The 25,255-nt window shown below is 32.7% G+C and carries 26 protein-coding genes and 1 pseudogene; 22 read left to right on the top strand and 5 right to left on the bottom strand.

From position 1 onward, the window contains the following. The first annotated feature begins 543 nt into the window (after positions 1-543). The gene (locus C9J37_RS19705) at positions 544-969 is read left to right on the top strand and encodes an acyl-CoA thioesterase (protein ID WP_107896727.1); all 426 of its coding nucleotides are present in this window, start codon (positions 544-546) and stop codon (positions 967-969) included. A 183-nt stretch (positions 970-1,152) separates the two neighbouring features. Further along, positions 1,153-1,620, top strand: a complete 468-nt coding sequence (locus C9J37_RS19700; RefSeq protein ID WP_107896726.1) for a GNAT family N-acetyltransferase — start codon at positions 1,153-1,155, stop codon at positions 1,618-1,620. 86 nt (positions 1,621-1,706) lie between these two features. On the opposite strand, the gene C9J37_RS19695 is transcribed toward C9J37_RS19700, so the two are convergent. Both C9J37_RS19695 and C9J37_RS19690 read right to left on the bottom strand, forming a co-directional pair. Then, complete coding sequence (locus C9J37_RS19695; RefSeq protein WP_107896725.1) at positions 1,707-3,323, bottom strand: hypothetical protein; 1,617 nt, start codon at positions 3,321-3,323, stop codon at positions 1,707-1,709. Between the two features lie 2 nt (positions 3,324-3,325). After that, positions 3,326-4,108: an ABC transporter ATP-binding protein gene (locus tag C9J37_RS19690; protein ID WP_107896724.1), complete on the bottom strand. Its 783-nt coding sequence runs from the start codon at positions 4,106-4,108 to the stop codon at positions 3,326-3,328. 209 nt (positions 4,109-4,317) lie between these two features. Between C9J37_RS19690 and C9J37_RS19685 the strand changes: the two are divergent. The 7 genes and pseudogenes from C9J37_RS19685 to C9J37_RS19650 form a co-directional block, all read left to right on the top strand. Next, positions 4,318-4,473, top strand: a pseudogene (locus C9J37_RS19685) (nucleotidyltransferase domain-containing protein); the annotation flags it as partial. 31 nt (positions 4,474-4,504) lie between these two features. Then, positions 4,505-4,783: a YxxD family cognate immunity protein YxxD gene (locus C9J37_RS19680; protein ID WP_025219419.1), complete on the top strand. Its 279-nt coding sequence runs from the start codon at positions 4,505-4,507 to the stop codon at positions 4,781-4,783. Between the two features lie 399 nt (positions 4,784-5,182). Further along, positions 5,183-6,502 carry an SPFH domain-containing protein gene (locus C9J37_RS19675; RefSeq protein ID WP_107896722.1) on the top strand — a complete coding sequence of 440 codons (1,320 nt, stop codon included), beginning with the start codon at positions 5,183-5,185 and terminating at the stop codon, positions 6,500-6,502. Between the two features lie 14 nt (positions 6,503-6,516). Then, complete coding sequence (locus tag C9J37_RS19670) at positions 6,517-7,620, top strand: TFIIB-type zinc ribbon-containing protein (RefSeq protein WP_107896798.1); 1,104 nt, start codon at positions 6,517-6,519, stop codon at positions 7,618-7,620. A gap of 207 nt (positions 7,621-7,827) precedes the next feature. After that, a complete protein-coding gene (locus tag C9J37_RS19665; RefSeq protein ID WP_107896721.1) occupies positions 7,828-8,724 on the top strand; it encodes a fatty acid kinase binding subunit FakB in 897 nt (298 codons plus the stop codon). A gap of 154 nt (positions 8,725-8,878) precedes the next feature. Then, the gene (locus tag C9J37_RS19660) at positions 8,879-10,084 is read left to right on the top strand and encodes an EAL-associated domain-containing protein (protein WP_024361843.1); all 1,206 of its coding nucleotides are present in this window, start codon (positions 8,879-8,881) and stop codon (positions 10,082-10,084) included. A 465-nt stretch (positions 10,085-10,549) separates the two neighbouring features. Continuing rightward, positions 10,550-10,834 carry a hypothetical protein gene (locus tag C9J37_RS19650; RefSeq protein WP_107896719.1) on the top strand — a complete coding sequence of 95 codons (285 nt, stop codon included), beginning with the start codon at positions 10,550-10,552 and terminating at the stop codon, positions 10,832-10,834. Between the two features lie 276 nt (positions 10,835-11,110). On the opposite strand, the gene C9J37_RS19645 is transcribed toward C9J37_RS19650, so the two are convergent. Beyond that, positions 11,111-11,560, bottom strand: a complete 450-nt coding sequence (locus C9J37_RS19645) for a GNAT family N-acetyltransferase (protein ID WP_107896718.1) — start codon at positions 11,558-11,560, stop codon at positions 11,111-11,113. A 449-nt stretch (positions 11,561-12,009) separates the two neighbouring features. Here C9J37_RS19645 and C9J37_RS19640 point away from each other — a divergent pair, with 449 nt between their 5' ends. The 5 genes from C9J37_RS19640 (at position 12,010) to C9J37_RS19620 (ending at position 16,762) form a co-directional block, all read left to right on the top strand. After that, positions 12,010-12,642: a DUF998 domain-containing protein gene (locus tag C9J37_RS19640; protein WP_107896717.1), complete on the top strand. Its 633-nt coding sequence runs from the start codon at positions 12,010-12,012 to the stop codon at positions 12,640-12,642. A gap of 605 nt (positions 12,643-13,247) precedes the next feature. Continuing rightward, positions 13,248-14,264 carry a bile salt hydrolase gene (locus C9J37_RS19635; RefSeq protein WP_024361838.1) on the top strand — a complete coding sequence of 339 codons (1,017 nt, stop codon included), beginning with the start codon at positions 13,248-13,250 and terminating at the stop codon, positions 14,262-14,264. Between the two features lie 249 nt (positions 14,265-14,513). Further along, positions 14,514-14,951: a hypothetical protein gene (locus C9J37_RS19630; protein ID WP_107896716.1), complete on the top strand. Its 438-nt coding sequence runs from the start codon at positions 14,514-14,516 to the stop codon at positions 14,949-14,951. A gap of 58 nt (positions 14,952-15,009) precedes the next feature. Continuing rightward, on the top strand, positions 15,010-15,210 hold the full coding sequence (locus C9J37_RS19625) for a hypothetical protein (RefSeq protein ID WP_025219425.1): 201 nt from the start codon (positions 15,010-15,012) through the stop codon (positions 15,208-15,210). A gap of 502 nt (positions 15,211-15,712) precedes the next feature. Next, positions 15,713-16,762 carry a 2,3-butanediol dehydrogenase gene (locus C9J37_RS19620; RefSeq protein WP_024361837.1) on the top strand — a complete coding sequence of 350 codons (1,050 nt, stop codon included), beginning with the start codon at positions 15,713-15,715 and terminating at the stop codon, positions 16,760-16,762. A 172-nt stretch (positions 16,763-16,934) separates the two neighbouring features. Here the strand turns inward: C9J37_RS19620 and C9J37_RS19615 are convergent, their stop codons facing one another. Together C9J37_RS19615 and C9J37_RS28420 are read right to left on the bottom strand one after the other, a co-directional pair. After that, positions 16,935-17,891 carry a TRM11 family SAM-dependent methyltransferase gene (locus C9J37_RS19615; RefSeq protein ID WP_407656262.1) on the bottom strand — a complete coding sequence of 319 codons (957 nt, stop codon included), beginning with the start codon at positions 17,889-17,891 and terminating at the stop codon, positions 16,935-16,937. A gap of 539 nt (positions 17,892-18,430) precedes the next feature. Next, complete coding sequence (locus C9J37_RS28420) at positions 18,431-18,586, bottom strand: hypothetical protein (protein WP_167397300.1); 156 nt, start codon at positions 18,584-18,586, stop codon at positions 18,431-18,433. A 266-nt stretch (positions 18,587-18,852) separates the two neighbouring features. On the opposite strand from C9J37_RS28420, the gene C9J37_RS19605 reads away from it, so the two are divergent. The 8 genes from C9J37_RS19605 to C9J37_RS19575 all read left to right on the top strand — a co-directional run. After that, positions 18,853-19,227 carry a hypothetical protein gene (locus tag C9J37_RS19605; RefSeq protein WP_107896715.1) on the top strand — a complete coding sequence of 125 codons (375 nt, stop codon included), beginning with the start codon at positions 18,853-18,855 and terminating at the stop codon, positions 19,225-19,227. Beyond that, on the top strand, positions 19,181-19,930 hold the full coding sequence (locus C9J37_RS19600; protein ID WP_107896714.1) for a cupin-like domain-containing protein: 750 nt from the start codon (positions 19,181-19,183) through the stop codon (positions 19,928-19,930). Before C9J37_RS19605 ends, C9J37_RS19600 begins: the two co-directional genes overlap by 47 nt. Before the next feature lie 34 nt (positions 19,931-19,964). Then, positions 19,965-20,102: a hypothetical protein gene (locus tag C9J37_RS28415; RefSeq protein WP_167397371.1), complete on the top strand. Its 138-nt coding sequence runs from the start codon at positions 19,965-19,967 to the stop codon at positions 20,100-20,102. A 95-nt stretch (positions 20,103-20,197) separates the two neighbouring features. Beyond that, on the top strand, positions 20,198-21,337 hold the full coding sequence (locus tag C9J37_RS19595) for an arginase family protein (RefSeq protein ID WP_107896713.1): 1,140 nt from the start codon (positions 20,198-20,200) through the stop codon (positions 21,335-21,337). After that, positions 21,337-22,992 (top strand): radical SAM protein, encoded by a 1,656-nt coding sequence (locus C9J37_RS19590; RefSeq protein ID WP_107896712.1) that lies wholly within the window; start codon positions 21,337-21,339, stop codon positions 22,990-22,992. Before C9J37_RS19595 ends, C9J37_RS19590 begins: the two co-directional genes overlap by 1 nt. Before the next feature lie 15 nt (positions 22,993-23,007). Next, on the top strand, positions 23,008-23,625 hold the full coding sequence (locus C9J37_RS19585) for a hypothetical protein (protein ID WP_107896711.1): 618 nt from the start codon (positions 23,008-23,010) through the stop codon (positions 23,623-23,625). Continuing rightward, positions 23,612-24,592, top strand: coding sequence for an ABC transporter ATP-binding protein (locus C9J37_RS19580; RefSeq protein WP_107896710.1), 981 nt, complete (start codon positions 23,612-23,614; stop codon positions 24,590-24,592). Before C9J37_RS19585 ends, C9J37_RS19580 begins: the two co-directional genes overlap by 14 nt. After that, the coding region (locus C9J37_RS19575) for an ABC-2 family transporter protein (RefSeq protein ID WP_153063504.1) at positions 24,585-25,255 on the top strand (671 nt) is incomplete at its 3' end. The genes C9J37_RS19580 and C9J37_RS19575, both read left to right, overlap by 8 nt.

The raw sequence follows: 25,255 nt of genomic DNA, 5'->3' as shown, positions 1-25,255 counted from the left end.
AAGCGCATTGGATATAATAATCAATTACAATTTAAGTAATTAAGATTATTAATTAGAAATCTTCGTTATTTTAAGTGATGGTTATAATGATTGGGTAGAGCTATATTAGGGTGGATAATTTCATTAATATGGATATCATAAGATGAAATAAACATACTTTTTTCACCTTTCTATTTTAATAGCTCTAGCTACTTGTTTTCTAACTTTTTCTTTTGGTTGTCGAGCCACTTTTGATAAAGTTCTATATTAAATTTTAAGAAAACAAAAAGTCACTCGAATTTTTTGAGTGACTTTTTTTTACTTAGCACCTGCCCAGTGTTATATTATTTTATATTTTTTTGTACCCCAGTGTACCCCAATATGTACCCCAAATAAGTGGGGTACATAGGGTGAAAACGGATATCACCATTTTTTACTAAATCCAATATTAATATTAATTATCTACATTTTGTAAATTTATATTTTTATTTATTTTTCATCCCCAAAGCCTAAACCCCGCCAAATCAGCATTTTTACGCTATAATGTAGGACGAGGTGAAGAAAATGTTTGTGAGTGAAAAACAGATTGAGATTCGCTATGCGGAGACAGACCAAATGGGCGTTGTCTACCATGCCAACTATATCATTTGGATGGAGATTGGACGTACGCAGTTAGTGAGCGATGCGGGATTTGAGTACGCAGCATTAGAGAAGGAAGGGTATGTGTCGCCAGTAATGGATCTATCTATTTCCTATAAGGCTGCTATGCACTATGGACAGGTGGCAACAGTGCGTACTTGGGTAGAGAAACACGATCGTCTCCGTACAACATATGGTTATGAAATTTTACATGAAGATGGCACGATTGCTGCAATAGCACAGTCCGTACATATTCTAGCGCATAAAGAATCGTTACGACCTGTTTCTTTAAGTAAAATTGACCCTGCTTGGGATGCCAAATATAAAGAAATTGCAGTTGCAACAAAATAATATCAGAAGCTTTATGTTTACGTTAATTGAATTGAAGAAAGCCAAAGGCAGGACCAGAATAATAACTGGTGCTGTCTTTTTTCTTTTTATCATGTTAAATCCATCAAATTTTTTTATCTTGCATAAAATTTGTCACATTGTTATAATCAGAACAAACGTTCTGCACGGGGGATGGGGAAAATTATGCAACTATACATATACGATAATCGCTTTAACGCGTTAATTGACCAGTATCAATTAACAGCTGAACAACTTGAATTTACAGGAACACCGCAAGAATGTATTGCGCTTTCTAAAGAGGATGTCAATCGATATGCCATTTTAGCAATTGAGGATGGGATGCTTGTAGTTTTCTTTGTGTTACATCGAAAAGAGGGTGTAAAGCCATATTGTGAAAATGATCATGCTATTTTAATAAGAGCTTTTTCTACAGATTATCGACATCAAGGGAAAGGCTATGCAAAAAAAGCTTTAATGTTATTACCTGACTTTGTAAAACAGCATTATCGTGACGTGAATGAAATTGTGTTGGCAGTTAATGTAAGGAATGAGGCGGCACAGGGACTATATAAGAAGTGTGGTTATACAGATAAAGGTGTAAGAGTGATGGGAATAAAAGGGGAATTAATCGTGATGAGCCACGATTTGTAAAAACGAATTGTAAAAAATCCACTGAGCCATTATAAGCAAAGTGGATTTTTACTAGTTATATAAGCAATGCCTATCTCTTTGAAGTATTACTTAGCTCGTTTAAACAAGAATTTCCAAGAAATGAAATTGACAATGACAAGTACAAAGAAATAAATAAAAGTACTATAAGAAATGCTTGTTGCCAGTAGATAGTGTATAAATGCAAGTATACCTAATGGAATAAATAATATTAAGGCCTTCCAACTCTGCCCATCACCGATTTCGTCAAAGGGCTTCGTAAAAGGAATTTTGCTTTCAAAGCCGATGTAGCAAATGATTGTGTACAAACAGCTTGCTACTAAAACAATCAATAAATCTGGAATGATTCTCGTGCCATAAATAAAGCAAAATACGATGCTAAGAACGATATACAGCGGAATATATAGCTTTATTAAAAAGGCTTTTAAACTACCCTTTTGTAAGTCTGTATAGTCCTTAATTGGAAAGACTTTGTAAATCCAAGCGGCTTTATATTTTGCGGAATGACCTAACATCATCACAGCAGATGGAATAATCAGCATACTAAAATAAATATTTAAATAGCTTATACTAGTCGAGTAGTCAACATTATCTGACCGCATCATATTAAACATAAAAATAAATGGTATCACGAAAGAAAAGCCTAATGATGGATACACTTTTAATTTAAAATCCCGTTCTTGTTTCATCATAAGAGAGGCAAAACGGTAAAATGCCCTTTCCTCACTTGTTCGGCATATAAAAGATAAGAAATAATCTTTTAAACGACTTCTCTTTTCCTTCTTTGATTTACTCGTACTTAATAACTTTTGTAAATTGCGCTCAAAGGTTGGAATTAACTTTACATAGAGCCCTATTGATATAAGTGGTATAAAGACGGAGAAGATAGAGCCTACTAACGTGAAGTAAGAGTTATTCCCATTTAGGATAAGCTCATAAGGAGCGGCAAACCACATAGGGATGATGAAAATACTCCACCATTTGAACGTTACGACAATTTCAAGGTTGACAAACTCAAAGGAGCGAATAAGCACTTGATAACCAATCATTAACACTAAGGATAAGCCAATTTGCACATAATTAATGATGTCCTTTAGCTTTTCTCCATCAAAAAATCTTAAAATCACAATATACAAAATAGTTGTAAGCACGACAATGAAAATATTGATGAAGATAAGTGCCAATACGGTTAATAGAAAGAATAATATTCCTTGTGTAAACAAGCTGACTAAAAGGGGAATTGCCGTTAAGGCAATTGTTAAATAAGTTAAATAAATAAGGATATGCAATATTTTAGCGGCATTTATCGTTTTAGCATTGATCGGCTTCGTTGACAGGATGCTTCTGTCACGAACATCAAGTAGTACAGAAGAAAAATCGGAAATCAAAGTAGTCATCACGATAAAGATAACTATGCCGTATGCAATGCTCATTTGAAAATGATAGTTATCACCAAACCCCATAAAAGGAATGAGTATAAGACCATAAAGGGCGTAAATCCATAAAGATTTGAAGTAGCTATTTTTTTGATCTTTTTTATTTTGGTTAAAGATGGTTGGTACTTTACGTTCATCCATCGTTAGTTTAATATGGAGGATTTGTCTCATAATCGAATAATCAATGCCCATTTTCCGAAAAATAAATTGCATTTTATCAAGTAGTTGCAGGACTTTGAAATCTTTCATTACTACACCTCCTGGACAACCGCTACGAATTGTTCACCAATTTCTTTATGATTATGAAAACCTGTTAGTTGGTTGAAAATCCCCTCTAACGTTCCGGCCGTATTAGCGGCTTGTAGTTGAGCAAATGTTCCATCAGCAGCGATTTTTCCATCATTCAGTAATATAATGCGACTGCTGATTTTTTCGACCACATCCATGATATGGGAGGAATAAAATATCGTTTTACCTTGGGCTGCTAATTGCGTTAAAATCTCTTTGAAAATCATGACACTATTCGCATCCAAGCCGTTTATAGGTTCATCCAAGAACAGTAAATCTGGATTATGTATAAGGCTGGCGATAATTAATAGCTTTTGCCTCATGCCTTTTGAATAAGAAGATATTCTTGCATGATAGGCTTCTCCAACACCGAACAATTCCATTAATGATTTAGATTTGGCGGTCGCTACATCTAAATGCAATCCGTAAAGCTGGCCGATGAAAGTCAAATACTCATAGCCAGTTAAATTATCATAAACATCGGCTATTTCAGGCACATAGCCAATTTTCCGTTTATAATCAATGCTATTTTGTTTAATATCCTCCCCAAATAGCTTAATTTCACCACTATATTCCCCTTCAATCCCCAATATAATTTTGACAGTTGTACTTTTGCCAGCGCCATTGGGACCGATGTAGCCAATAATTTCGCCTCTTGACACATGTAAGTCAATTCCTTTTAAAATTTCTTTGCTGCCATAACTCTTCGTTAAGTTCATAATCGTTAAAATCTCTTGTTGGTCCATGTTATAGCTCCTTTCTGTTTAGAAAATTAACCATACAACGGTATTAGCACCATTTTTCATCGTGCTATATATATTATACATGATTTTAGCAATCTGTTATTAATTACAAATTCCTTTGTAAAAATTTGATTCGCTTTAACAGGAGATTTTCTGCAAGTGTAGAAAGTATATTCTATATAATTCAGTAATTTTCAGGAAGAGGTGGCAATTTGGATTATTTAAAAAGGGATCACGCAGTCGAAGCAGCACTTCAGTTTATTACAAAACATTTCCCTCATTCCGATGGGGCTTTATTGGCTGGAAGTGTCATTCGGGGAGAGGCGACAGAGACCTCGGATTTAGATATTGTCGTTTTTGATAAAAATCAAAAGACAGCCTAATGAGGAGCTAGATAAGATGATTATTGATAATGTAGTTTTAAAATTACTTGAGTATAGTACTTCAAAGCCTAAAATAGAAATAACTTGGGATAATAATCAGACCAGTTTATGCGAAATTGATACATTTTATGACACAGACAACGGATTAGAACTTCATGACGAAGGCTATGAGGAATATCATGTTGCATTGGTGAAAGAGGTGACGAATAACAAATATATCGAAATAGGAATAGGTGATAAAAGACCTGTAATTATTAAATTAGCAGATACAGGGGAAGTTATATTTAACAAATAAATATAAATATGATTAACTTACTTAACATTTAAAAATGACCAAGTTCTCTATTAATATTGAATTTGGTCATTTTCTATTGCTATTAATTAAAACTATATGTGCAATAAATGTGTAGTTGAGCAAAGTTAATCATAGCATGATGATTATAAAGAATATCCCGAACTCTTATAAAAATTAGTTATGCAAGACCTTTAGCGAAAATTATTAATTCGCTTGGCTTCGCCTTGCACCATATGGTGGAAAATTATTTGACGGTTTTTCAGTAGGGAAGTAATAAGCATCCTAATGCCCAAGTAAAAATTTTGAAACAAATTGTCCTTTCTTGCGTAGTACAATAGGAAGAGCAATATTTTTAATGATAAAATAACATTAAGTATTTATTTAAAGGTGGGAAATAGAATGGGTTTATTAAAAGCAGGTATTGGGGCATTAGCAGGTGTATTAGAAGATCAATGGCGTGAGTATTTCTACTGTGAGTCCTTATCAGCAGATGTTTTGGTTGCTAAAGGTATTAAACGCACTTCGAAACGTGGCTCAAATAAAGGAAACGACAATCTGATTAGTAATGGTTCAATCATTGCCATTAATGAAGGGCAATGTATGATGATTGTTGAGCAAGGCAAGGTAGTGGAGTTTTCTTCCGAATCTGGTGAATATGTCTATGACACATCTACAGAGCCATCTATTATGTATGGGGATGATCTGTCAGCAAACATTACGGAAACGTTTAAGCTAATTGGAAAGCGTTTCACATTTGGTGGAGAGCCTGCTAAAGATCAACGTGTGTATTATTTCAATAAAAAAGAAATCGTTGGCAATAAGTACGGAACACCTGCGCCAATTCCTTTCCGTGTCATTGACCGCAATATTGGCTTAGATATTGATATTACCATTCGTTGTCATGGTGAATATTCTTATAAAATAGTAGACCCATTATTATTTTATACAAATGTCTGTGGAAATGTAGAGCGTGAGTATACACGTGATGCTATTGATAGTCAATTGAAAACAGAGCTTATGACGGCATTACAACCAGCATTTGCTCAAATTTCGGCAAGTGGCGTGCGCTATAGTGAAATCCCTGCGCATACAGTGGCGCTGGCAGATGCCCTTAACAAAGTGTTATCAGAAAAATGGTTGGCAACACGTGGTTTAGCAGTCGTATCATTTGGAATTAGTTCATTAAAAGCTTCTGAAGAAGATGAAGCGATGATAAAACAACTACAGCGCAATGCAGTGATGCGTGATCCTGGGATGGCGGCTGCGCATTTAACTGGGGCACAAGCAGAGGCGATGATTGCAGCTGCGCACAATGAAAGCGGTGCAATGGCTGGGTTCATGGGGATGAATATGGCAACACAAGCGGGTGGCGTCAATGCAAGCCAACTATTCCAAATGAGCGAGCAAAATAAACAGAGACAAGCAACAACGCCACAACAATCGAGCCCATCCAATGCTTGGACATGTTCATGTGGACAAGAGAATACGGGTAAGTTTTGCTCAAACTGTGGTGCAGCAAAGCCAGTAGAAGAAGGCTGGCCATGTTCATGTGGCACAATCAATAAAGGTAAATTCTGTAGTGAATGTGGGGCAAAAAAACCGTCTGGCGCATTGCAATATGCTTGTGATAAATGCGGTTGGCAGCCAGAAACTCCTGCAAATCCTCCGAAATTTTGCCCTGAATGTGGCGATGTTTTCGATGATAATGATCTAAAGTAAGGAGATGACTGATGATGACGACGCAAGAAATGGAAAACGTCAAAGAGGCAAAGCTAGAATTCGATGCTGAATGTCCATCATGCAGTGCATCAATTGAGTTTAACCCCGCAACAGGCAAGCTAACTTGTCCATATTGTGGCTTTGAAACCGAGATTGCCAAACCGGAAAAGGAACAAGAAAAAGTGGCCCAAGAAATGGATTTTGCAAAGGCCGAAGAGCGAGGAAACTTTAACTGGGGCGTAGAGAAAAAAACGGTTGTTTGTAAAGCTTGTGCTGCTGAAACGATTTATGATGCATTACAAGTAGCAGATAGCTGTCCATATTGTGGCTCAAATCAAGTAATGGAAGCGAGTGCTTCAAATACACTTGCACCAAATGGCGTATGTACATTTGAAGTAACAGATAAACAAGCAGGCGAAAATTTTCAAAAGTGGATTAAAAGTAAATGGTTTACGCCAAAGGCTGCTAAAATTAGTGCAAAGCCGGATGCTTTTAAAGGTGTTTATCTACCTTATTGGACGTTTGATACAAAAACAAGCTCACGCTATTCGGCAAGCTATGGTAAGCATCGAACGGTCACTGATAAGGATGGCAATCAGCGTACAGTTACAGATTGGTATACTACCAGTGGTTTCTATCAGGAATTTATAGATGATTATTTAATTAGTGCAACAACTCGCTATGATCGTCAGATGATGCGAAAAATAGAGCCATTTAACTTATTAAATAATAAATCCTATAAACCGGAGTATGTAGCAGGATTTCTCTCAGAACGCTATAGCATTGGTTTACAGGATGGCTGGAACCAAGCAAAGAGAGAAATTCACGATCATTTAGAAGCGGAAATTACAGCAAAGATTCGTATAGAAAAATTTGCAGATGTTGTCTCCAATGTGCGATTTTCTACAACACATGATGACATTACATATAAGTATTTAATGTTACCGATATGGCTTTCTTCTTTTAGATATAAAGAGAAAATTTATCGATTTATGGTGAATGGTCAGACAGGTCGTGTTGGAGGAGACGCACCGATTTCGCCATTGCGTGTAACAATTGCAGTCCTTGTATCGTTAATGATTGCAGCAGTAGTCTGGTATTTCTTTATGAATGAATAACGAATAATAACCGTATCCTAGAAGTGTGTACATTTTTTACTTTTAGGATACGGTTTTTTATTGTGAATTTTGTCGAAAAAATGTCGAACGCTGTAAAAAAATTGTGCAATTATGATAAATGTCACTATTCATCACGGTTCTGTCTATGTATAGTTGCATAAGCTATAAGGATTAATACTTTACAATAGACAGGGAGCACGGCATTTAATGAACAAGAAAATAGCATGGGTTACAGATACAGCAGCATTGTTAGATGAAAAATTCATACAGGACAATCAAATTCACGTGTTACCACTCAATATTGTTTTTGAAGAGGGCGTATTACGAGAAACTGTTGATATGACACATGATGAATTTTATGACAAACTTCGTACTACTAAAACACATCCAAAGACATCGCAACCTGCCATTGGTGAAGTGGTAGCGTTATATAAATCGTTAAAACAGCAAGGCTATGACTGTGCTATTGCTATTCATACTTCGCAACATTTGTCGGGCACTTATTTAAGCGCTTTCACAGCAGCACAACAAGCACAATTTGAAGTATATCCAGTTGATTCTAAAATCGGTTCTTTCCCAATGATGAAAATGATAGAACTCGGGCAGCAATTAGAACGAGAAGGCGTCCCACCACAACAAATCGTTGAAAAAATCAATGAACTTGCAGATCATAGCGAGCTGTCCTTTATCCCAGCGAGCTTATCACAATTGCATAAAAGTGGCCGTGTGTCAGGGACGCAAGCGTTTTTGAGCCAACTATTAAATATAAAAGTCGTTATTTCTTTTGATAATGGTAAAGTTGTCATGAAGGAAAAAGTACGTGCACTAGCAAAAGCAAAAGCATATGTAGAAAACCTTCTAATAAATGATTTAGACTCACATCATATTCCAGAGGTAGCTGTTATTCATTGTAATAATGAAGAAGGTGCGATGAATTGGAAATTAGCCCTAGAAAAAGCGTATCCTTTTATTATTTTTCACGTTCTGCCATTGAGTGCTTGTGTCGGTGTGCATGCAGGAGAAGGCACACTTGGACTGAGTTGGGTACGCAGACCGGAGACAATCGCACAAAAACAACAGGAAAAAGAATTAGTGACGGTCTAAACTAACAAACGAATAACAAAAATATGGCATGTGAAGTTGCGAAATTCCTATAAACAAACTATTATACAGTCAGAGAGCTTTTTCATTAAATGAACTGTAGTTGTAATGTTATTTTTGAATAATGATAGATTATTCAAGTATGGAGGTTTCGACAATGGACGCAATTGAAGTGTTAACTAATTTAGATCAAATACATGGGTATTTTCAACCTATATTTAGCGCTGATGCGCATACGGTGATTGCCTACGAAATTTCCGGACAGTTACAAATAGAAGGTCAACAAATCAATTTAAAAGATTTTGTGAATAATGAAGATATTCCAGAAGAATATCGGATTGATATGGAGCATAAAATTTTACACGCTGCATTAACACAGATAGACACAGTAGCACCCGATATTGATATTTATATTCCAAGTAATCCGAACTTGTTAATGCAAGATTTCGGTGAAAGTCATTTTAATATTATTCAACAATATATAGGGGAAGAAGATTTACATCGTATTGTCTTAGTTGTTTCCGAGCATCGATTTTTAGGCGATATTAATAAATTGCACCACGCTCTTCGCTATTTTACAACATTCGGTATGAAAATTGCTGTGCAAGAAGTAGGTGCTGAAAGTCATTTAGAACATATCGCATTATTATCACCTCAAATTTTAAAGGTTAATATACGTGATTTGAATTATGACTCATGGTCTGCACAATCTGATATGATTTCAGCAATTGGCAGCTTAGCTTATAAAATCGGGGCTAACTTATTGTTTGAAGGAATAGGAACTGTTTACCAATTGCAATTTGCTTGGAAAAACGGGGGACGATTCTATCAAGGTTCTTATTTAGCAAATGCTGCGAAAACATTTGTGGAGAAAGATATATTAAAGGAACGTTTTAAAGAGGAATGTCAGCAATTTATAACATCTGAAAAGAAGATGCTTCAGGCACAATATTTCGAGTTGAAGAAATTAAGAGAAGAGTTAGAAGCGATTGTTCATCGAGTAAAGCCTTCTAGCGATAATATCTCACAATTAGAACATTTAGCAGAGCTTTTAGATCATTACTCTTTCCGATTATATATCTGTAATGAGGATGGTTTCCAATTAACGCCTAACGTGATGCGTGTAGAAGGGATATGGGAATTACAGCCAAATGCAATTAATAAAAATTGGAGTTGGCGACCGTATTTCCTACAAACGATTATTAAAATGCGAAATGATCAAAATGGGGAAATTTCAGAACTGTATCGAGATATCGAGACAGGAGAAATTACGCGAACATTTTCCATTGCCATTAATGAACACGAATATTTATTTGTCGATCTTTCCTATGATTTTTTATATGAACATAATATATTTAGATAGACTGTTAAAAGCTTATATAGCAAGAGTGGAGGGGTACAAATATCGTTTGTACCCCAAATGAAGGTAAAAAATAGGAATTAACCAAATGTCATTCATGTTTTAGTTCTTCATAAGCCAACGAATGAGCATATGCTCTCATAACCATTTCTGGAGTATCTCCAATCATTTTGGCTATCTTGGTAACGGGAATACCTTCGGCAATTAAAATACTTACATAAGTGTGAAGTAATACATGTGCGGAGAATCGTTTAATCTGCTGCTTCTTTTTGCAAGTGTGAAACAACTGAACTGCAATAACGAATCTTTGAAGAGTGCCTTTGTGGTGCTCTTTTTCAAATAGTTGTTTAAAATCTTTCTTCCATTTTAATAGGGGTGTTGTAATTTAAGCCAATACTGCGCCCGAACGAGGAAGTGGGAACCATTTAAATACAATTTATGTCTATATTGAAAAAGGGAGGTATCATTATGTGGATAATATTAGGTCTTATTACTATAATAGCAACTTTTATAAATCTATATAGGTATACAACAGGTAAAGATTATAAACTTGCGATGGCAATGGGGTTATCATTTACAGCATTGACACTCTGTGCAGAACATAGCCTTGTATCTAATTGGGTAAAAGTTGAAGATTGGGCGGCTTTATTGGATGTTGTACCGACTATGGAAAAAACGTTATGGTTTCTAACCATTGTTTCAATTTTACTAAATATAGCACCTATCCTATTAGAACGAAAAAATAAAAAATAATTACTTATTGTTGTTCATTTAATTAATTTTATACAAAAGCAATTCAAAATAACGTTCCCAAATGAAAGTTTGGACATACACGAAATATTGGCGAATGTTGTTAAATCAATGTTTGTGATTTTTTTGAATATTATTTATTCACCTTTTTATGTAAAGAGCAGCTTCTCTATGAAGAAGCAACATTTTAATGCTGTTTAGTAATTTGTTACGAGGGTGTTTTTAATATCAAAAGACCAAGATTGCCGTCTTGGTCTTACTTAATAAAATTATTGCATTTTAAAACACTTTAACTTTCATTAGAGGAAGGTGACGGTCAGGGAACACTGTAGATGGAGTAGAGCCAATGTTCTTTGCTCCCATCTTTAAATAAAAACCTTCTGCATTCGGTTCACTATCAAGAGTAAATTCGTTTATTCCCAACTCTTCTGCTTTATTTAATACATGGTCCCAAATTATTCGACCTAAGCCTTGACCGATAAAATCAGGATCTATAAATAATGCATCTAATTTTCGATCATTAATTGTAAAGCTATAAAATGCTACTATCTTGTTATCACTCTCCATCATCAAATAAACTGGATTTTCTTCTATGTAGTCTTTAGTCACAGTCAAATCATTTTTACATTGTTGTAGAAAATCTTCTGTATATCCCCAGTAGGCTTTTGACTTATAGGCTAAGTTGCTTAAAATGTTACAATCTTTTACTTTTGCACTTCTCATTAACATTATCATTTCCCCCGATAAATTATTTTTTTGTTTACTATTTTGCTTAGTAAATTTAATTTAAATTCCATAATTCACTTATAACATAAATCTTAAAGGTAAAAAAAAAGTGAAAGTATAACAGATTGTTGTTTTCACTATTACTTCTTAACATGCTTGTTATTTTATATTTTGCAAATGTTGTAATTCGTTAATTTTAAAGTCCAGGTACTCAATTAATTTTAAGCTTTGGCTTTTTGTGTTTATTTATCATAATCAAACATAAGTCTAAAATCTGGGGGTTTATTAGCATATCTATATATACAAGGGTAAAATCTTTGATATGCTATTTTTGATAAATATAAACTGTTTAATTGAGTAATCAAATTGTTCAAAGTGAAGTCTCTCATTTACGATTATTCAATGGGCAATTTATTTCGTGATTATGTATATAATTATATAAAGGGGGATAAATTTTGTTACAGATATCAAAAAAAGTTGGAATAGTAAGTTGGGTTGTTACGATTTTATATTTTGTAATAGAACCGATTTTTATTATGACTTCATATGTACCATATAATATTATGCAACAAGCGATGAGTGATTTAGGAGTGACATCATGTGGAAGGTATACTTATTCAATTGCCCCTCACGAAATTTGTTCCCCTTATCATTTTTGGATGAATGTATTGTTTATAGTAAATGGCTTCACATTTTCAATAGGAGTGTTATATCTTTCACAATACCTAAAGAAGAACTGGTTAAACAAATTGGCAACAGTATTTATTCTCATTTTTGCTTTAGGAAATATCGTATCCGGTTTTATACCGGCTGATATTGATTTATTTTGGCATTCTATAGTAGCACAAATCGGCATGATTACCATTTTATTTGGACTGTGGATTTATGCAAAATCATTAACTAAGGGGAAGCGGTGGACCTATTTTATTCTATTTATACTTATAGTTTTGTTTATACTAATAGTTTTATTATTTTTCTTTCCTTTGCCAGCAGGTTTATTACAAAGACTCTTTTATGGAGTAATTTTCTTGTGGGGCACTGTGCTGACGAGTCTCTTAAGAGATAAATCCTTAGAAATGTTTTAAAAAATTATGATTACTTTTAAGTCTTAAAATAAATAACCAGGCGCTCAATTGAAAGTGAGTACCTGGTCTTTTTTGTTTATTCTCCATGCAATTCCTTTTCACGCGCCTCGATTATTTTCTTAAATTTATTTAAATCTTCTAACTTACAATATTTATTAATGTAAGTTTGGTCTTTTATATGTGTAAACGTATATCAAATTTGACAGTTTAGTGAAAAAATGCATGTCTATAAAAATATAAATTTTATTAGAAAGTCAATTGTTAGACAGTGGATTTTTTAAAAATACTACTTTCATAGTATTAGAAAATAATAGTAACGCCAAAAAATGACGGTGTATGTGGCGCGATGTGGCGTTATTGCATGGGATTGGAAATTTCAGTCTTAAAAAAAGGTGGTATGACCGCCAAAAAACGGCGTAAATTTATCCTTGAATTTCCATTAATGGAAGTGATAGTATGGTTTTGGAAGCGGAATAAATCTATTTTTAGTTAATTATGGTACTCGTGATAAGTGAAGTAAATTCTTTATTATGAAGATACGTTAGTTGATTTAAAAATAATTCCGTTACATTTTTATAAAATACTTTTTCAAGGGAGTGTTTTTTATGTTAGGTTGCAGTAGCTTATCAATTCGTACAACAGATGATAAAAGTTTATTCGCTCGCACAATGGATTTTACAATGGAACCAGATAGTAAAGTGATTATTGTCCCACGTAATTACGGCATTCGATTGTTAGAGAAAGAAAATGTAGTCATTAACAATTCATATGCTTTTGTTGGAATGGGAAGCACTGACATTACATCACCAGTTCTCTATGATGGGGTAAACGAAAAGGGATTAATGGGCGCAATGCTTTACTATGCTACATTTGCGACTTATGCTGACGAACCTAAAAAAGGCACAAGAGGCATCAATCCCGTGTATGTAATTTCTCAAGTTTTAGGAAATTGTGTAACTGTCGATGATGTTATTGAAAAATTAACTTCTTATACATTATTGAATGAGGCCAATATAATACTTGGCTTTGCACCCCCACTTCACTATACATTTACAGATGCTTCTGGTGAATCAATTGTTATTGAACCGGATAAAACAGGCATTACCATTCATCGAAAAACGATTGGCGTCATGACGAATAGCCCTGGCTATGAATGGCATCAGACAAATTTAAGAGCTTACATTGGTGTCACACCAAATCCGCCACAAGATATTATGATGGGAGACTTGGATTTGACACCGTTTGGGCAAGGGGCAGGGGGCTTAGGATTACCAGGTGATTTTACGCCGTCAGCACGTTTTCTTCGGGTAGCATACTGGAAAAAATATACTGAAAAAGCCAAAAATGAAACAGAAGGCGTAACAAACTTGTTCCATATTCTATCTTCTGTAAATATCCCAAAAGGTGTTGTTTTGACAAATGAGGGGAAAACGGATTATACCATCTATACCTCAGCTATGTGTGCACAAAGTAAAAACTATTACTTTAAACTGTATGACAATAGTCGAATTTCAGCCGTTTCATTAATGGCTGAAAATTTAAATAGTCAAGATTTAATTACATTTGAGTGGGATCGTAAACAAGATATTAAGCAATTAAATCAAGTAAATGTAATGAGCTGAAAATTGCCTATTATATAGTACAAAGTACTAAAAAACGCCCCCGATTGTTAGATATACGAACAATCGGGGGCTCTTTTTCTTAAAATACACAAGGTCATTAGAATTAAAAAGGTTTGTGGAATGTTTATACATTGTTAGAAATTATATCACTGTAAAGATAGGAAGTTACTTTCTTGTATTGCTTTATCTAATCATTGAAGCTTGTAATATGGTGTAGCTTACATGAAAATTTATAATTGAGGTGTTACTATGGAAGAAATTATATTAAATGATTGTATTGTAAAAATAGACAAGGAAAAAACGATTGAATTGTTTAAAGACTTGCCGAAAGTTTCCGAAAAAGCTCATTGTGGTTGCGAGGATTGTCAACTTTTTGCGATGCAGATTCTAAATACGAGTCCAGAAGTTTTGAAATTCTTTGAACAATTCGGAGTTGATCCTACAAAAGAGGCAGAAGTTTGGAGAGCTATTCCGAATGAAGACGGCTTTGATACTTATACTGCAGATTATCATTTTATAGGTGTTATTCAAGGTACAGATGACTTAGATTGGATTCAAGTAGGAGAAGCATCTTTTGGACTTGCAAACCATGATGGAGATTTACCAAGTCCGATGATTCCGAGTACTTTTTCAAAACCAATAGTAGAATTAGCTGTGAGAATAACAATGCCAAATATGGAGGTGTAATATAGAAAAATTATTCTTATATACTACAACGCAATGATACTAAAGAAAGGGAAGTCTTATGAAAAAAAGAAGAGATCTCGGTTCGTTTATTACAGATTATGGTTCATTTATAATTACTGCATATTTAGTAGGGTTTTTTATAATATCTAAAATATTTTCTTTTTCTGCTATAGATAATTGGATTGTTATTTTTGTTGGTTTCATCATTACCTTGATTATGATAAAAATAAAAAAAGATAAAGAGAAGCAAGACAATTAGGAAAACATTTTTTGCATTCTTATTCCTCTGTAAACTATCCCATTTCATGTCGTTCTCATTCGAGATTTCGAAAGAGAGTGTTCATTCTTTCCAACGCTCCCGACAATGATGGAAACGACATTTCTTAAATCCTCGATTATCATAACATTATTTTTTAATTCCCTTAAGCCCAAAAGATTAGCTTAATAACAATTCATATTGTTAATCTTCTTTTCACTGCAAAATGCACCCTAATTAAACAGCAAACTTTTTAATATTTGAAACGTTTATTAATATACTAATAAAATATGTATATTTCTATAAAGGAAATACCATAGTTTATAATATACAATATATAGTGTTATTTGTTTTAGAGAATCAATATATTGTTTTAGTTTAGTTGTATACTAAAATAATCGTATTACTATAATTTTTTTGAGTCATTATATTTGTATCATTTTATTTTAGTGATAGAATGAAGGTGTAACAAATAGACATAAATTCCATCGGAGGTTATGACATTATGAAAGCAGCAGTTTGGTACGGAGAAAAAGACATTCGTATTGAGGACAGAGAATTAAAAGCTCTTAAAGATAACGAGGTTACTGTTCGTGTAGCTTGGGCTGGTATTTGTGGTAGTGATTTACATGAATATCAAGAAGGTCCTGTCTTTATTCCAACAAAAGAAAAAGATGAATTAACTGGTGAAATCGCTCCACTGATTATGGGGCATGAATTTGCAGGAACTATTGAAAAAGTAGGTGCAAACGTTACTAAGTTTAAAGTGGGTGATCGCGTAGCAATTAACCCAACATTAACGCACGGTAACAAACCTGAAGATATGGACGCTTATGATGGTTTTAGCTTCATCGGTTTACATGGCGATGGTGGCTTCACTACTTATGCAAATGCTCCTGAAAGCAATGTTTATTTACTACCTGAAACAATGACACTTGAAGATGGTGCACTTGTTGAACCGACAGCTGTAGCAGTACAAGCTGTAAAAGAGGGTAATTTACGTTTCGGTGATACTGTGGCGATTTTTGGTGCTGGCCCAATCGGCTTATTAACGGCTATTGCAGCTAAAGCAGCTGGTGCAAGTAAAATTATCGTATTAGATTTATCTGAAACACGTCTTGAAAAAGCAAAAGAACTTGGTGCAACGCACGTGATTAACTCTGGTGAAGTAGATGGTGTAGAAGCAATTCGCGCAATCGTTCCAGATGGTGTGGATGTATCATTTGAAGTTGCAGGTGTTGCGCCAACATTTAAACAAGCAATCGATGCAACAAGAGCTCGTGGTACTATGGTTATTGTATCAATCTTTGCTCGTCCAATTGAATGGAATCCAATTCATTTAACAAATACAGGTGTGAAAATTACTTCAAGTATTGCTTACACACCAACATCATTCCAACAAACAGTTGATTTAATGGGCAGTGGTCAATTAAAACCTCAAGGAATTATTACTGGCCGTATTCAATTAGATGATATCGTTGAAAAAGGCTTTGAAGCTTTAACAAACGATAAATCACAAGCGAAAATTTTAGTAGAATTAAGCGGCGAGAAATAATACTTATTTTTAATAAATTGTAAACAAGCAAGCACCTATTAGTGAGGACTAATAGGTGCTTTTTACTTGATAGGTTATTGGGATGTTTATTTTGAAATCCCATTCAGGCCGATGAAATAAATTCCAATCAGCCCCAATGGGTTATTAATTATTTATTGTGATAGAGAAGACCTTATTGACATAATAAAATCTGACGTAAGAAAGACTGCTTTTTCGCAATGCAGCGATCGGCAATAGTGAAACCAGCATCATGTATTAAATCATCAATTGTTTCAATAGTAACGACAACTACCCTATCCGCAATTCGACGAGCATGTTTAAGTATATTATATTGATCTTCACGTGATGAATGCGTAAACAAATTATATGGTAAATCAATAATAGCTACATCATAGTGTTCTGTTACTTCTGAAATGGGACCTAAAGTAATCTTTCCTTGTAAACCAAAATAGGCTATATTTTCGCGAGAACCGCTACAAACAAAATGATTGATATCTCTTCCTTCAATATCAATACCCATAGAAAGAGCTTCTACTATTACCGTACCTATACCACAGCAAGGGTCAATAGCACGAATATTTTGTGGCTGAGGGATGGCGATATTGGCAACGGCGCGAGCAACTCTTGTACTAAGTGCTGTTGAATAACTATTTGGTTTATGTAAATGTTTACGCCAAATGGACTCACTTTTCAGATGTTTACCGAAATACCATGTTCCATCTATTAAAATAAGACCAAAAATAACTTCAGGATAATTTAGATCAGGGTCTCCCTCGATACACAATCCTAGCTCGCGTTCTATTCTTCGGCGCTCTGGCTGAGAAATTTTCTTTGTTTGACCTATAACAAAATTATTTAAACAAACTACCTTATAAGTTTTTTCACCTACTATTAAATTCTTTACTAATTTTTTTATATTTTCTATGCTATGGTCTTCAAACAGCACTTCAAGTCGATCTTGTATAAAAGGACTACGACTAGGGTCAACTTCTAGATTGCTTATCATATAGTTTGATGATGAGGAATCTACACCGAAAAAAGAGCGCATCTCCATTCTACATAAATCGTATTCATCTACATGATGGACATATGTGTATATATATTTATTGGTATGTTGTTCGTTAATCAATGGGTTATCATCCTTTTCTATTATTGATCACTTGATATTGGTCAAATAATTGTAGATGTCTCTAGGCACTAAACTTCAAGTCTATCACAACTTCATCAATAATTGAAATGAACAAAAAAAGCGTACGTTATTGTGGGCGATTTTTAACATTCTAAAAATAGAAAAGAGTCACTTCCCTAAAGAAAGTGACCCCAAAACAGGAGAGTTTTTGTAAAGGCTTTTTAAGCTTTACACTATTATTAATATGCAGAGGAAGTTATCAAGCTTTAGCCATTTGTCAGTGCAATCAAATAAAATGTTTTATACGGATGGCAGAGTGACAGTGAAAATGGAAATAGGGTGCTTTAACTAATTTTTGTGCCATTGGGTACTGATTGATCAGGTGTTAATAGAATGAAATCTTCCTTTACCGGTACCCCAAGGTCTGTAACGAATGGCTACCAGAAAATAGCAACAGCTTTTAAAAGTACGACAGTAGAGATGAAATTAAAATTAGATTTGAGGATAAGAAAGTAACTTTAAGCTAATTTCCAGCAATATTAAGAAACCTTTTTATTTTCTTTAATGCCAGCAACAACAGAAAGCGCCCCTATTAGAAAGAAGATTAAACCTTGAGAAAAACCTAAGACTATAAATATTCCACCGATAAATAGATAGCTTGCCACAATAGGATTTTTATAATTAATCGTTTTCAAGATATCACCTCCTGTAAACAATAAATTACTTTTAAAAATAGTATATATTATTTATTGTTAAATTATTTTATATATCATTTCTGTTCACAAAATATTCAAAAAATAGACACTTTTCATCTTGCAAAAGGCATTTTATACTGACTGTAAAAATAACATTTATTTTCAAAGAGGGTGGGTAGAATGTCTTTAAAATTAATAGAGGTGTATTAAAGGTTGAGCCAAGCCATGGCCAATATCAATCTACCATTTTTGTAAATAAAGATGTAATGGAAGTTGATTTTGAAAATGAATACTCTGTAGTAACTTGCACTGCTGATGGAGTTAATCATCTTAAAACAATAAATGATTCCTTTGTAGCGAGCAATGATAAGTATGGTATAGCTATTAGAAATGGAATGGTTGATTTAAAAAATAATATTGGATTTACTAAATTCAAGGGTGTCGTAGAAATAAACGGAGAGTATAAACGACTTGATAGTATAATACACAATTATATTTATAAAATGGATCCAATATATAACTTACTTGAAGTTGTAGGCTTAAAAAACATTCGTATTTTTGATGAAGATTTTAATCAAAAGGAGGTAATAAGAAATGATAGGGATTACGGAAGATATCGAAAAGATAGACTATATAAGTGAATTCGAAGACATGAATCGTCCTTTATTAGTTAAAAATTATGCATCAAAATGGGAAGCGTTTAAGAAATGGAATCTTGATTTTTTTAAAAAACAGTATGGTGAATATACAGTAGATGCATCCTATAATAATCAATTTTATGAACTAAGTTTAAAAGAATATATTAGTTATATTACTGAGATTCCAGCTGATCAGAGGGCAATGCCTGAATTATATCTAAATTGGAAATTTCAGTATGAAGCAAGTGAGTTATCTAATGATTATAATGAGCCTCATTTTATCACTAATCTATTTAATCAAAAATTTTTCAGTTCAAAAATACAAAAACAATATAGTTGGATATATGTGGGACCAAAAGGGAGTGGAAGTCCATTACATATTGATATAGACAATACGCATGGTTGGAATGCGTTACTATCAGGTGAAAAAGAGTGGATTTTTTTATCGCCAGACGAGAGTGAGAAAATTATAGAAGCTAAAAAGAGGTTTCCAAACCTAGACTTATTTGATGAAACTATATTGAGCATGTTTCCTAAATTCAATTATGAAAGAGTTGTTCAAGAAGAAGGAGATTTATTAATCATACCATCGTGTTGGTGGCATCAAGTAATAAATAATGATTTAACAATAGCATTAACTGAAAATTATGTAAATAAACACAATATTCTAGATTTCATAGAAAGATTTGAATTGGAAAAGATATAAGTAAGTCTAAATATCGTGAAAGGAGGTGAGTAGAATGAAACAAGAGTCTAAAAAAACAAAAGATTTTGAAGTGAAAGTTGAGGAGGTAAAAAGAAAAGTATTACCTGATTCACTTAGAACAAAAGCAGGTTTTGCAAAAAGACATACTCGTCCAAATCCTACTACCAACTAAGATTTAAGTAAGTGAGTATGTAAACAAAAAAGCCGCGATAAATATATTGTGGCTTTTTATTTAGCTAATGAATAATTTTATAAGGAGCGAGGAATTTGTTTCTTAAAAAAGAAGTTTTAGTAATCGAAGAATTCAATTACTTAAAACTATGGAATATTGAGAATGGAAAAATAATAAAACTTGAAAATATCTCTAAACAGCAATTAATCGATAATATAAAAAGTGGTAATGAATCTGAATATATAAAATATTTAAATGAACAAGGCTTTATAGACTTTGAAAAACCTAGAGACTTCCTAAGGAAGTCTTATAATGACTTCCAACAAGGTTTTTTTAACCTTCCTATATATTCACTTGATGAATTTTATAATAATACAATAGTGTTTGACTCTGCAATAATTGGAATACCTTACGATTTAGGTATAGTGACAACGCCGGGTACAAGATTCGGCCCTATATGGTTAAGAGCGTATTCTTGGCCAATCGATTGGGAATATGATGATAATTTGTGTGTCACAGGATTCTTTGATTGGACAAAAAAGAGTGACTTAATAGTAAAAAAAAGAATTGTGGATATTGGAAATGTAGCAGAACCATATGATTTAAATACGGGATCTAGAGAAGATGCAGCGTTTAAAATTTCACATACCGCTTCTTATATTTTTAAAAAGGCAAAGTTACCAGTTTTTATAGGAGGTGATCATAGTATAACTCCTAGTATAATTGAAGCAATTCCCTATGAAAAAATTGGAGTAATTCAATTAGACGCTCATGATGATTTTTCTGAGGTTAAATCATATGAACTGTTACATAATAATATTGTTAATAGATTAATTAATACTAATCGAGTTAAAGAAGTTATCCAATTAGGGGTTAGAAATCCAAATCGTCCTCCTACTCATAATAAGGTTAGTACCTTTTCATATGAAGATACAGTAGAGAAAATAGATGAGATACTTAAAAACTTAGATAAAACATACCCTTACTATGTATCAATTGATTTCGACTGCCTTGACCCACTATATATGCCTGATACAGGCTCCTATGTACCAGAAGGATTTTCTGATAAAGAGTTAAATGCTATTTTAGAGAAAATAGCAAATGCAGTAAAGGTGATAGGAGTAGACTTTGTTGAGCTTTCTCCAAACTTGAATTCCAATTTTCAATTAACAGCAACTATGGTTAGTAATATAATTTTAAGATTTATTTCTAATATTATACGGAGGAATAATTAATGTTAGATAACAATCAAATTCTTCAAATTAAGGAGATTGATTCTCCAATATTTACAAAGCAAAGTGACGCTATATTCACTATTAAACTTCGTGGGGAAAATGAAGTTACAGGATTTATCTCAAATGATAAATTGCATCTATTCAAAAGATTCATAATTAATGAAAAAATCTTCGTTTATATAACATCTACTAATATGATTCATGAGATAAATAATCTGGAATATCAAATTCTAGAATACGGTTTTGACATAGAGCCGTACACATTAAAAGAAAAAATAGATATTAAAGAAAGTTCTCTAGCGGATATAGTTACTTCTTGCAAAAGATTAAAAGGTTTGTTTTCGCCCATTGATAGGGAAGGTTATATTTTTACACAGCCTAATTTCAGAAGAAATATAGAGAAATTTGAAATGAAAGTTTTATTGATAAATACGACAGAGGAATGCAATATACGTTGCACTTATTGTTATTTTGGAGGCGCTTATAAAGATACACGTGTTCATAGAAAATTGAAAGCAAATATTGAAGATTTAAAACCAATAGTGAAGAAATTTATTTTATCTAATAATAATATTGAAAAGCAAAGAGCGGTTTACTTTTTTGGTGGAGAACCTTTATTAAATTTTAAATTAATTAAAGATATTGTGAATTATATTGATGAAATATCAATCAAGTATAAGATTAATATTGATAACATCCTGTATCAAATTGCAACTAATGGTACTTTAATAAATTCAAGAATGATGGACTTTTGTCAGTACAAGGGTTTTTATATTAATGTTTCAATAGATGGCCCAAACCATGATAAATATAGGTTAGATAAATATGGGAATGGAACGTTAGATATAGTCAGCAAAAAATTAAAATGGGTAAGTGAAACATATCCTGAATATTATAGCACCCATTTTGGAATAGTTTGTGTGATTACCCCTCCATATAATATACCTCTTCTATATGATTTTTTTACAAAGTGGGGACCAGCAACACAAGCTTTACATTTAGATTTTGATATGATATTGCCGGGTAATGATATTGGTTCTAATTACTATGAACAACTATGTGAAGCGAAAGATGATTTGTGGAAAATATTTATGAAAACGCATGCCTATTCAGAAGAAGAAAAAAAATCTTCGTCTCTTTATTTCTTTTCAACAGGGTTTAACTTTTTGCATAGAGCATTTTCGGCAGTTACATGGAGACCAATTAAAACTATACAATCAACTTTAAATAAATTAATTGGTATGGACGAGGCACCAGGAATGCATATAACAACTATTGGAGCAGATGGGACAATATATTCTAGTTATGAACATCAACATGAAGATTACAAAATAGGTCATCTTAGATATGGAATTAGTAAAGAACGAATTAATAATATTATTGATAATTTCCAAGGATATTGTAATTCAGGTTCTTGTAGCAAATGCTGGGCTTCGAGATTATGTAAAATTGATTATCCAGAATTTTATATATCTAATAATGATGACAAAGAGAAAATTAAAGAAAAACTCGAAGTGCAAAAACTTACTTGTAAAAATGAACGATACGATATTTATTCTGCATTAAAAACTAATAGAGAAATTGAATTGCGTTTCGGAAAAAAAGCACTTGATTACATGGATAAAAGCCTTGAAGAACACCAAATGTTTTTTTAATAAGGAAATACTAAAATGTTAGCAGATATTATTTTTGAATCAAATTTTACTTACTTTGAAAAGGGAGTTTTACTTGAAGCAATTTATGATATTAATGAAGTATTCAAAGATTTCGATTCTTATTTAGAAAAACATCTAAAGGAGTCGAATTTAAAGTTAATTATTAGACAAGTTCCAATCCATGGTGGAATGGATAGTGCATACACCTTCATTCATAAGAGTATAATCTATTTATTTATTTTCAATTCTGCTTTAGACGGTTCTAGCGGTAGATTCAATGATATATCGAACTATTTAAAAGGAACTTTTGTACATGAGATGGGACATGTTTATGATGCAGCACTAAATTTTCAAGCATCTGAAATCTTATTTGAAAAAACAGGAAGTTATTATTTAGAGAATAAACAAGGAATTTCTTATTACCCTGTAGGTGATAGTGGAAATGATACAGGTACGACAGAGTATGGAGCAGAAAACCATTTCGATGATTTTGCTGAAGTTTTTTCAACTAAGGTTTATGGCGAAAAATATGATATTAATCAAGGTAGATTGGTATCGAAGGGAAGGCTGCGATATATTGAGGAAATATACAATTGTCTAAGTGTATGGAGGGGTAGTAATGATAAAGGTTGAGGGGATATACCATAAATATAAAGTTAGAATTGGAGAGGAAGAATGGAAAAGTAAAATAAAATATTTTTTAAACCCTAGATACAAGTATGTTGATGCTTTACAAAATATAAATTTCACCATAAAAAAAGGGGAAATTGTAGGTTATATTGGACCCAATGGATCTGGAAAATCCACTACAATTAAATTATTAACGGGGCTAATGGAACCTACAGCTGGAAAGGTAGTAATTAATAATGAAAACCCTTTTAAGAAAAGAATGAAAATTGCAAAATACACAGGCGTACTAATGGGACAAAAAACAAATTTATGGTGGGATTTACCATTGTTTGAATCATTTAAAATTTTAAAAAAAATTTATAATGTTGAAACTAAAAGTAATGATCAGTGGTTAGAATATCTAATTAGCCTTCTTAATATTGATTATTTGAAACAACCTGTCCGACAACTATCATTGGGACAAAGGATGAGGGCAGAATTAGTTGCTACTTTTATTAATGAACCAAAGTTAGTGTATTTAGATGAACCTACTCTTGGATTAGATGTCAGCACTAAAAAAAATGTGATGGATTTTCTTATTCAAATTAATAAAGACTTAAACACTACAATCATGTTAACCACTCATGATTTACACGATATAGAAAAAGTATGTGAACGAATTATTTTAATTGATCAGGGCATTTTGAAATATGATGGAAAAACTAGTTTATTTTTATCTGAATTTAAGTGTTTTAGATCGGTACTTATTTCAAATCAAAAAAAAAATATAGATTTAAATATGCCGAAATCATTTAAAAAGGTAGATACAAGAATTAATGCTGTAGAATATATATTTAATTCAAGTAAGTATAATGATGAACAAGTTAAAGATATAGTAAGAATGATCGATAGTGAAGCTACTTTAATTTTTAAAGAACTTGATTTAGAAAGTATTCTAAAAAATAATCTTGAGGTTCTGGCGTATGATTAAAAGTATTTCTGGCTACTTTTTGGCTGCATTCAAAACACAATATTACTATAGATTAAATACCTTATTTCAATTAATAGGAATAGGGATTATTATATTAATTCAATACTTTATATGGATAAATATAGAAAATGAAAATCCTAATGTCTCTAATAATATAGAAGTAATTTTATACGTGGTATTAACTCCAATTCTTTTGAGGACATTACCAAGCCACAGTACAGTACAATTTTTAGCAACAAAAATAATAGATGGTAGAATTACTGTATTGTTAATTAAACCCATTTCTTTGTTTCTAATAAATATGGCTAATGAATTAGGTACACTTTTATATAGAATAATATTTTTGGCACTACCTTCTTTATTAATTTGCAGATTGTTTTTATTCCAAATAGATTTTAATATTATTACATTTGAAAGAATGCTACTTTTTTTGGTAGCATATATAAATGCATACATCTTAGCTTTTTTAATTTTACAATTAATAAGTTATCTAGCAATTTTCACAGGTAATTATTGGGGTATAATGGAGTTTTATGATGCCTTATTAATTATTTTTGGTGGTATTTTTATTCCTGTTGCTTTATATCCCCATTGGTTAAAAGAGTTAACAAGTTTTTTCCCCTTTCAAGCAATCATAAGCACACCAATTTCATATATAACAAA

The sequence above is a fragment of the Lysinibacillus mangiferihumi genome, assembly GCF_003049665.1.
GTDB lineage: Bacteria > Bacillota > Bacilli > Bacillales_A > Planococcaceae > Lysinibacillus > Lysinibacillus mangiferihumi.
This window is presented reverse-complemented; position numbering and strand designations above follow the sequence as displayed.

Coding starts and splice junctions, on each gene's coding strand:
- C9J37_RS19645 (WP_107896718.1), bottom strand. CDS start 11,560: ATGTTAATGAGAAGTGCAAAAGTAAAAGATTGTAACATTTTAAGCAAC.
- C9J37_RS19670 (WP_107896798.1), top strand. CDS start 6,517: ATGACGACGCAAGAAATGGAAAACGTCAAAGAGGCAAAGCTAGAATTC.
- C9J37_RS19625 (WP_025219425.1), top strand. CDS start 15,010: ATGAAAAAAAGAAGAGATCTCGGTTCGTTTATTACAGATTATGGTTCA.
- C9J37_RS19700 (WP_107896726.1), top strand. CDS start 1,153: ATGCAACTATACATATACGATAATCGCTTTAACGCGTTAATTGACCAG.
- C9J37_RS19680 (WP_025219419.1), top strand. CDS start 4,505: ATGATTATTGATAATGTAGTTTTAAAATTACTTGAGTATAGTACTTCA.
- C9J37_RS19665 (WP_107896721.1), top strand. CDS start 7,828: ATGAACAAGAAAATAGCATGGGTTACAGATACAGCAGCATTGTTAGAT.
- C9J37_RS19590 (WP_107896712.1), top strand. CDS start 21,337: ATGTTAGATAACAATCAAATTCTTCAAATTAAGGAGATTGATTCTCCA.
- C9J37_RS19605 (WP_107896715.1), top strand. CDS start 18,853: ATGGAAGTTGATTTTGAAAATGAATACTCTGTAGTAACTTGCACTGCT.
- C9J37_RS19695 (WP_107896725.1), bottom strand. CDS start 3,323: ATGAAAGATTTCAAAGTCCTGCAACTACTTGATAAAATGCAATTTATT.
- C9J37_RS19600 (WP_107896714.1), top strand. CDS start 19,181: ATGATAGGGATTACGGAAGATATCGAAAAGATAGACTATATAAGTGAA.
- C9J37_RS19580 (WP_107896710.1), top strand. CDS start 23,612: ATGATAAAGGTTGAGGGGATATACCATAAATATAAAGTTAGAATTGGA.
- C9J37_RS28415 (WP_167397371.1), top strand. CDS start 19,965: ATGAAACAAGAGTCTAAAAAAACAAAAGATTTTGAAGTGAAAGTTGAG.
- C9J37_RS19630 (WP_107896716.1), top strand. CDS start 14,514: ATGGAAGAAATTATATTAAATGATTGTATTGTAAAAATAGACAAGGAA.
- C9J37_RS19690 (WP_107896724.1), bottom strand. CDS start 4,108: ATGGACCAACAAGAGATTTTAACGATTATGAACTTAACGAAGAGTTAT.
- C9J37_RS19675 (WP_107896722.1), top strand. CDS start 5,183: ATGGGTTTATTAAAAGCAGGTATTGGGGCATTAGCAGGTGTATTAGAA.
- C9J37_RS19705 (WP_107896727.1), top strand. CDS start 544: ATGTTTGTGAGTGAAAAACAGATTGAGATTCGCTATGCGGAGACAGAC.
- C9J37_RS19635 (WP_024361838.1), top strand. CDS start 13,248: ATGTTAGGTTGCAGTAGCTTATCAATTCGTACAACAGATGATAAAAGT.
- C9J37_RS19650 (WP_107896719.1), top strand. CDS start 10,550: ATGTGGATAATATTAGGTCTTATTACTATAATAGCAACTTTTATAAAT.
- C9J37_RS19620 (WP_024361837.1), top strand. CDS start 15,713: ATGAAAGCAGCAGTTTGGTACGGAGAAAAAGACATTCGTATTGAGGAC.
- C9J37_RS19660 (WP_024361843.1), top strand. CDS start 8,879: ATGGACGCAATTGAAGTGTTAACTAATTTAGATCAAATACATGGGTAT.
- C9J37_RS19585 (WP_107896711.1), top strand. CDS start 23,008: ATGTTAGCAGATATTATTTTTGAATCAAATTTTACTTACTTTGAAAAG.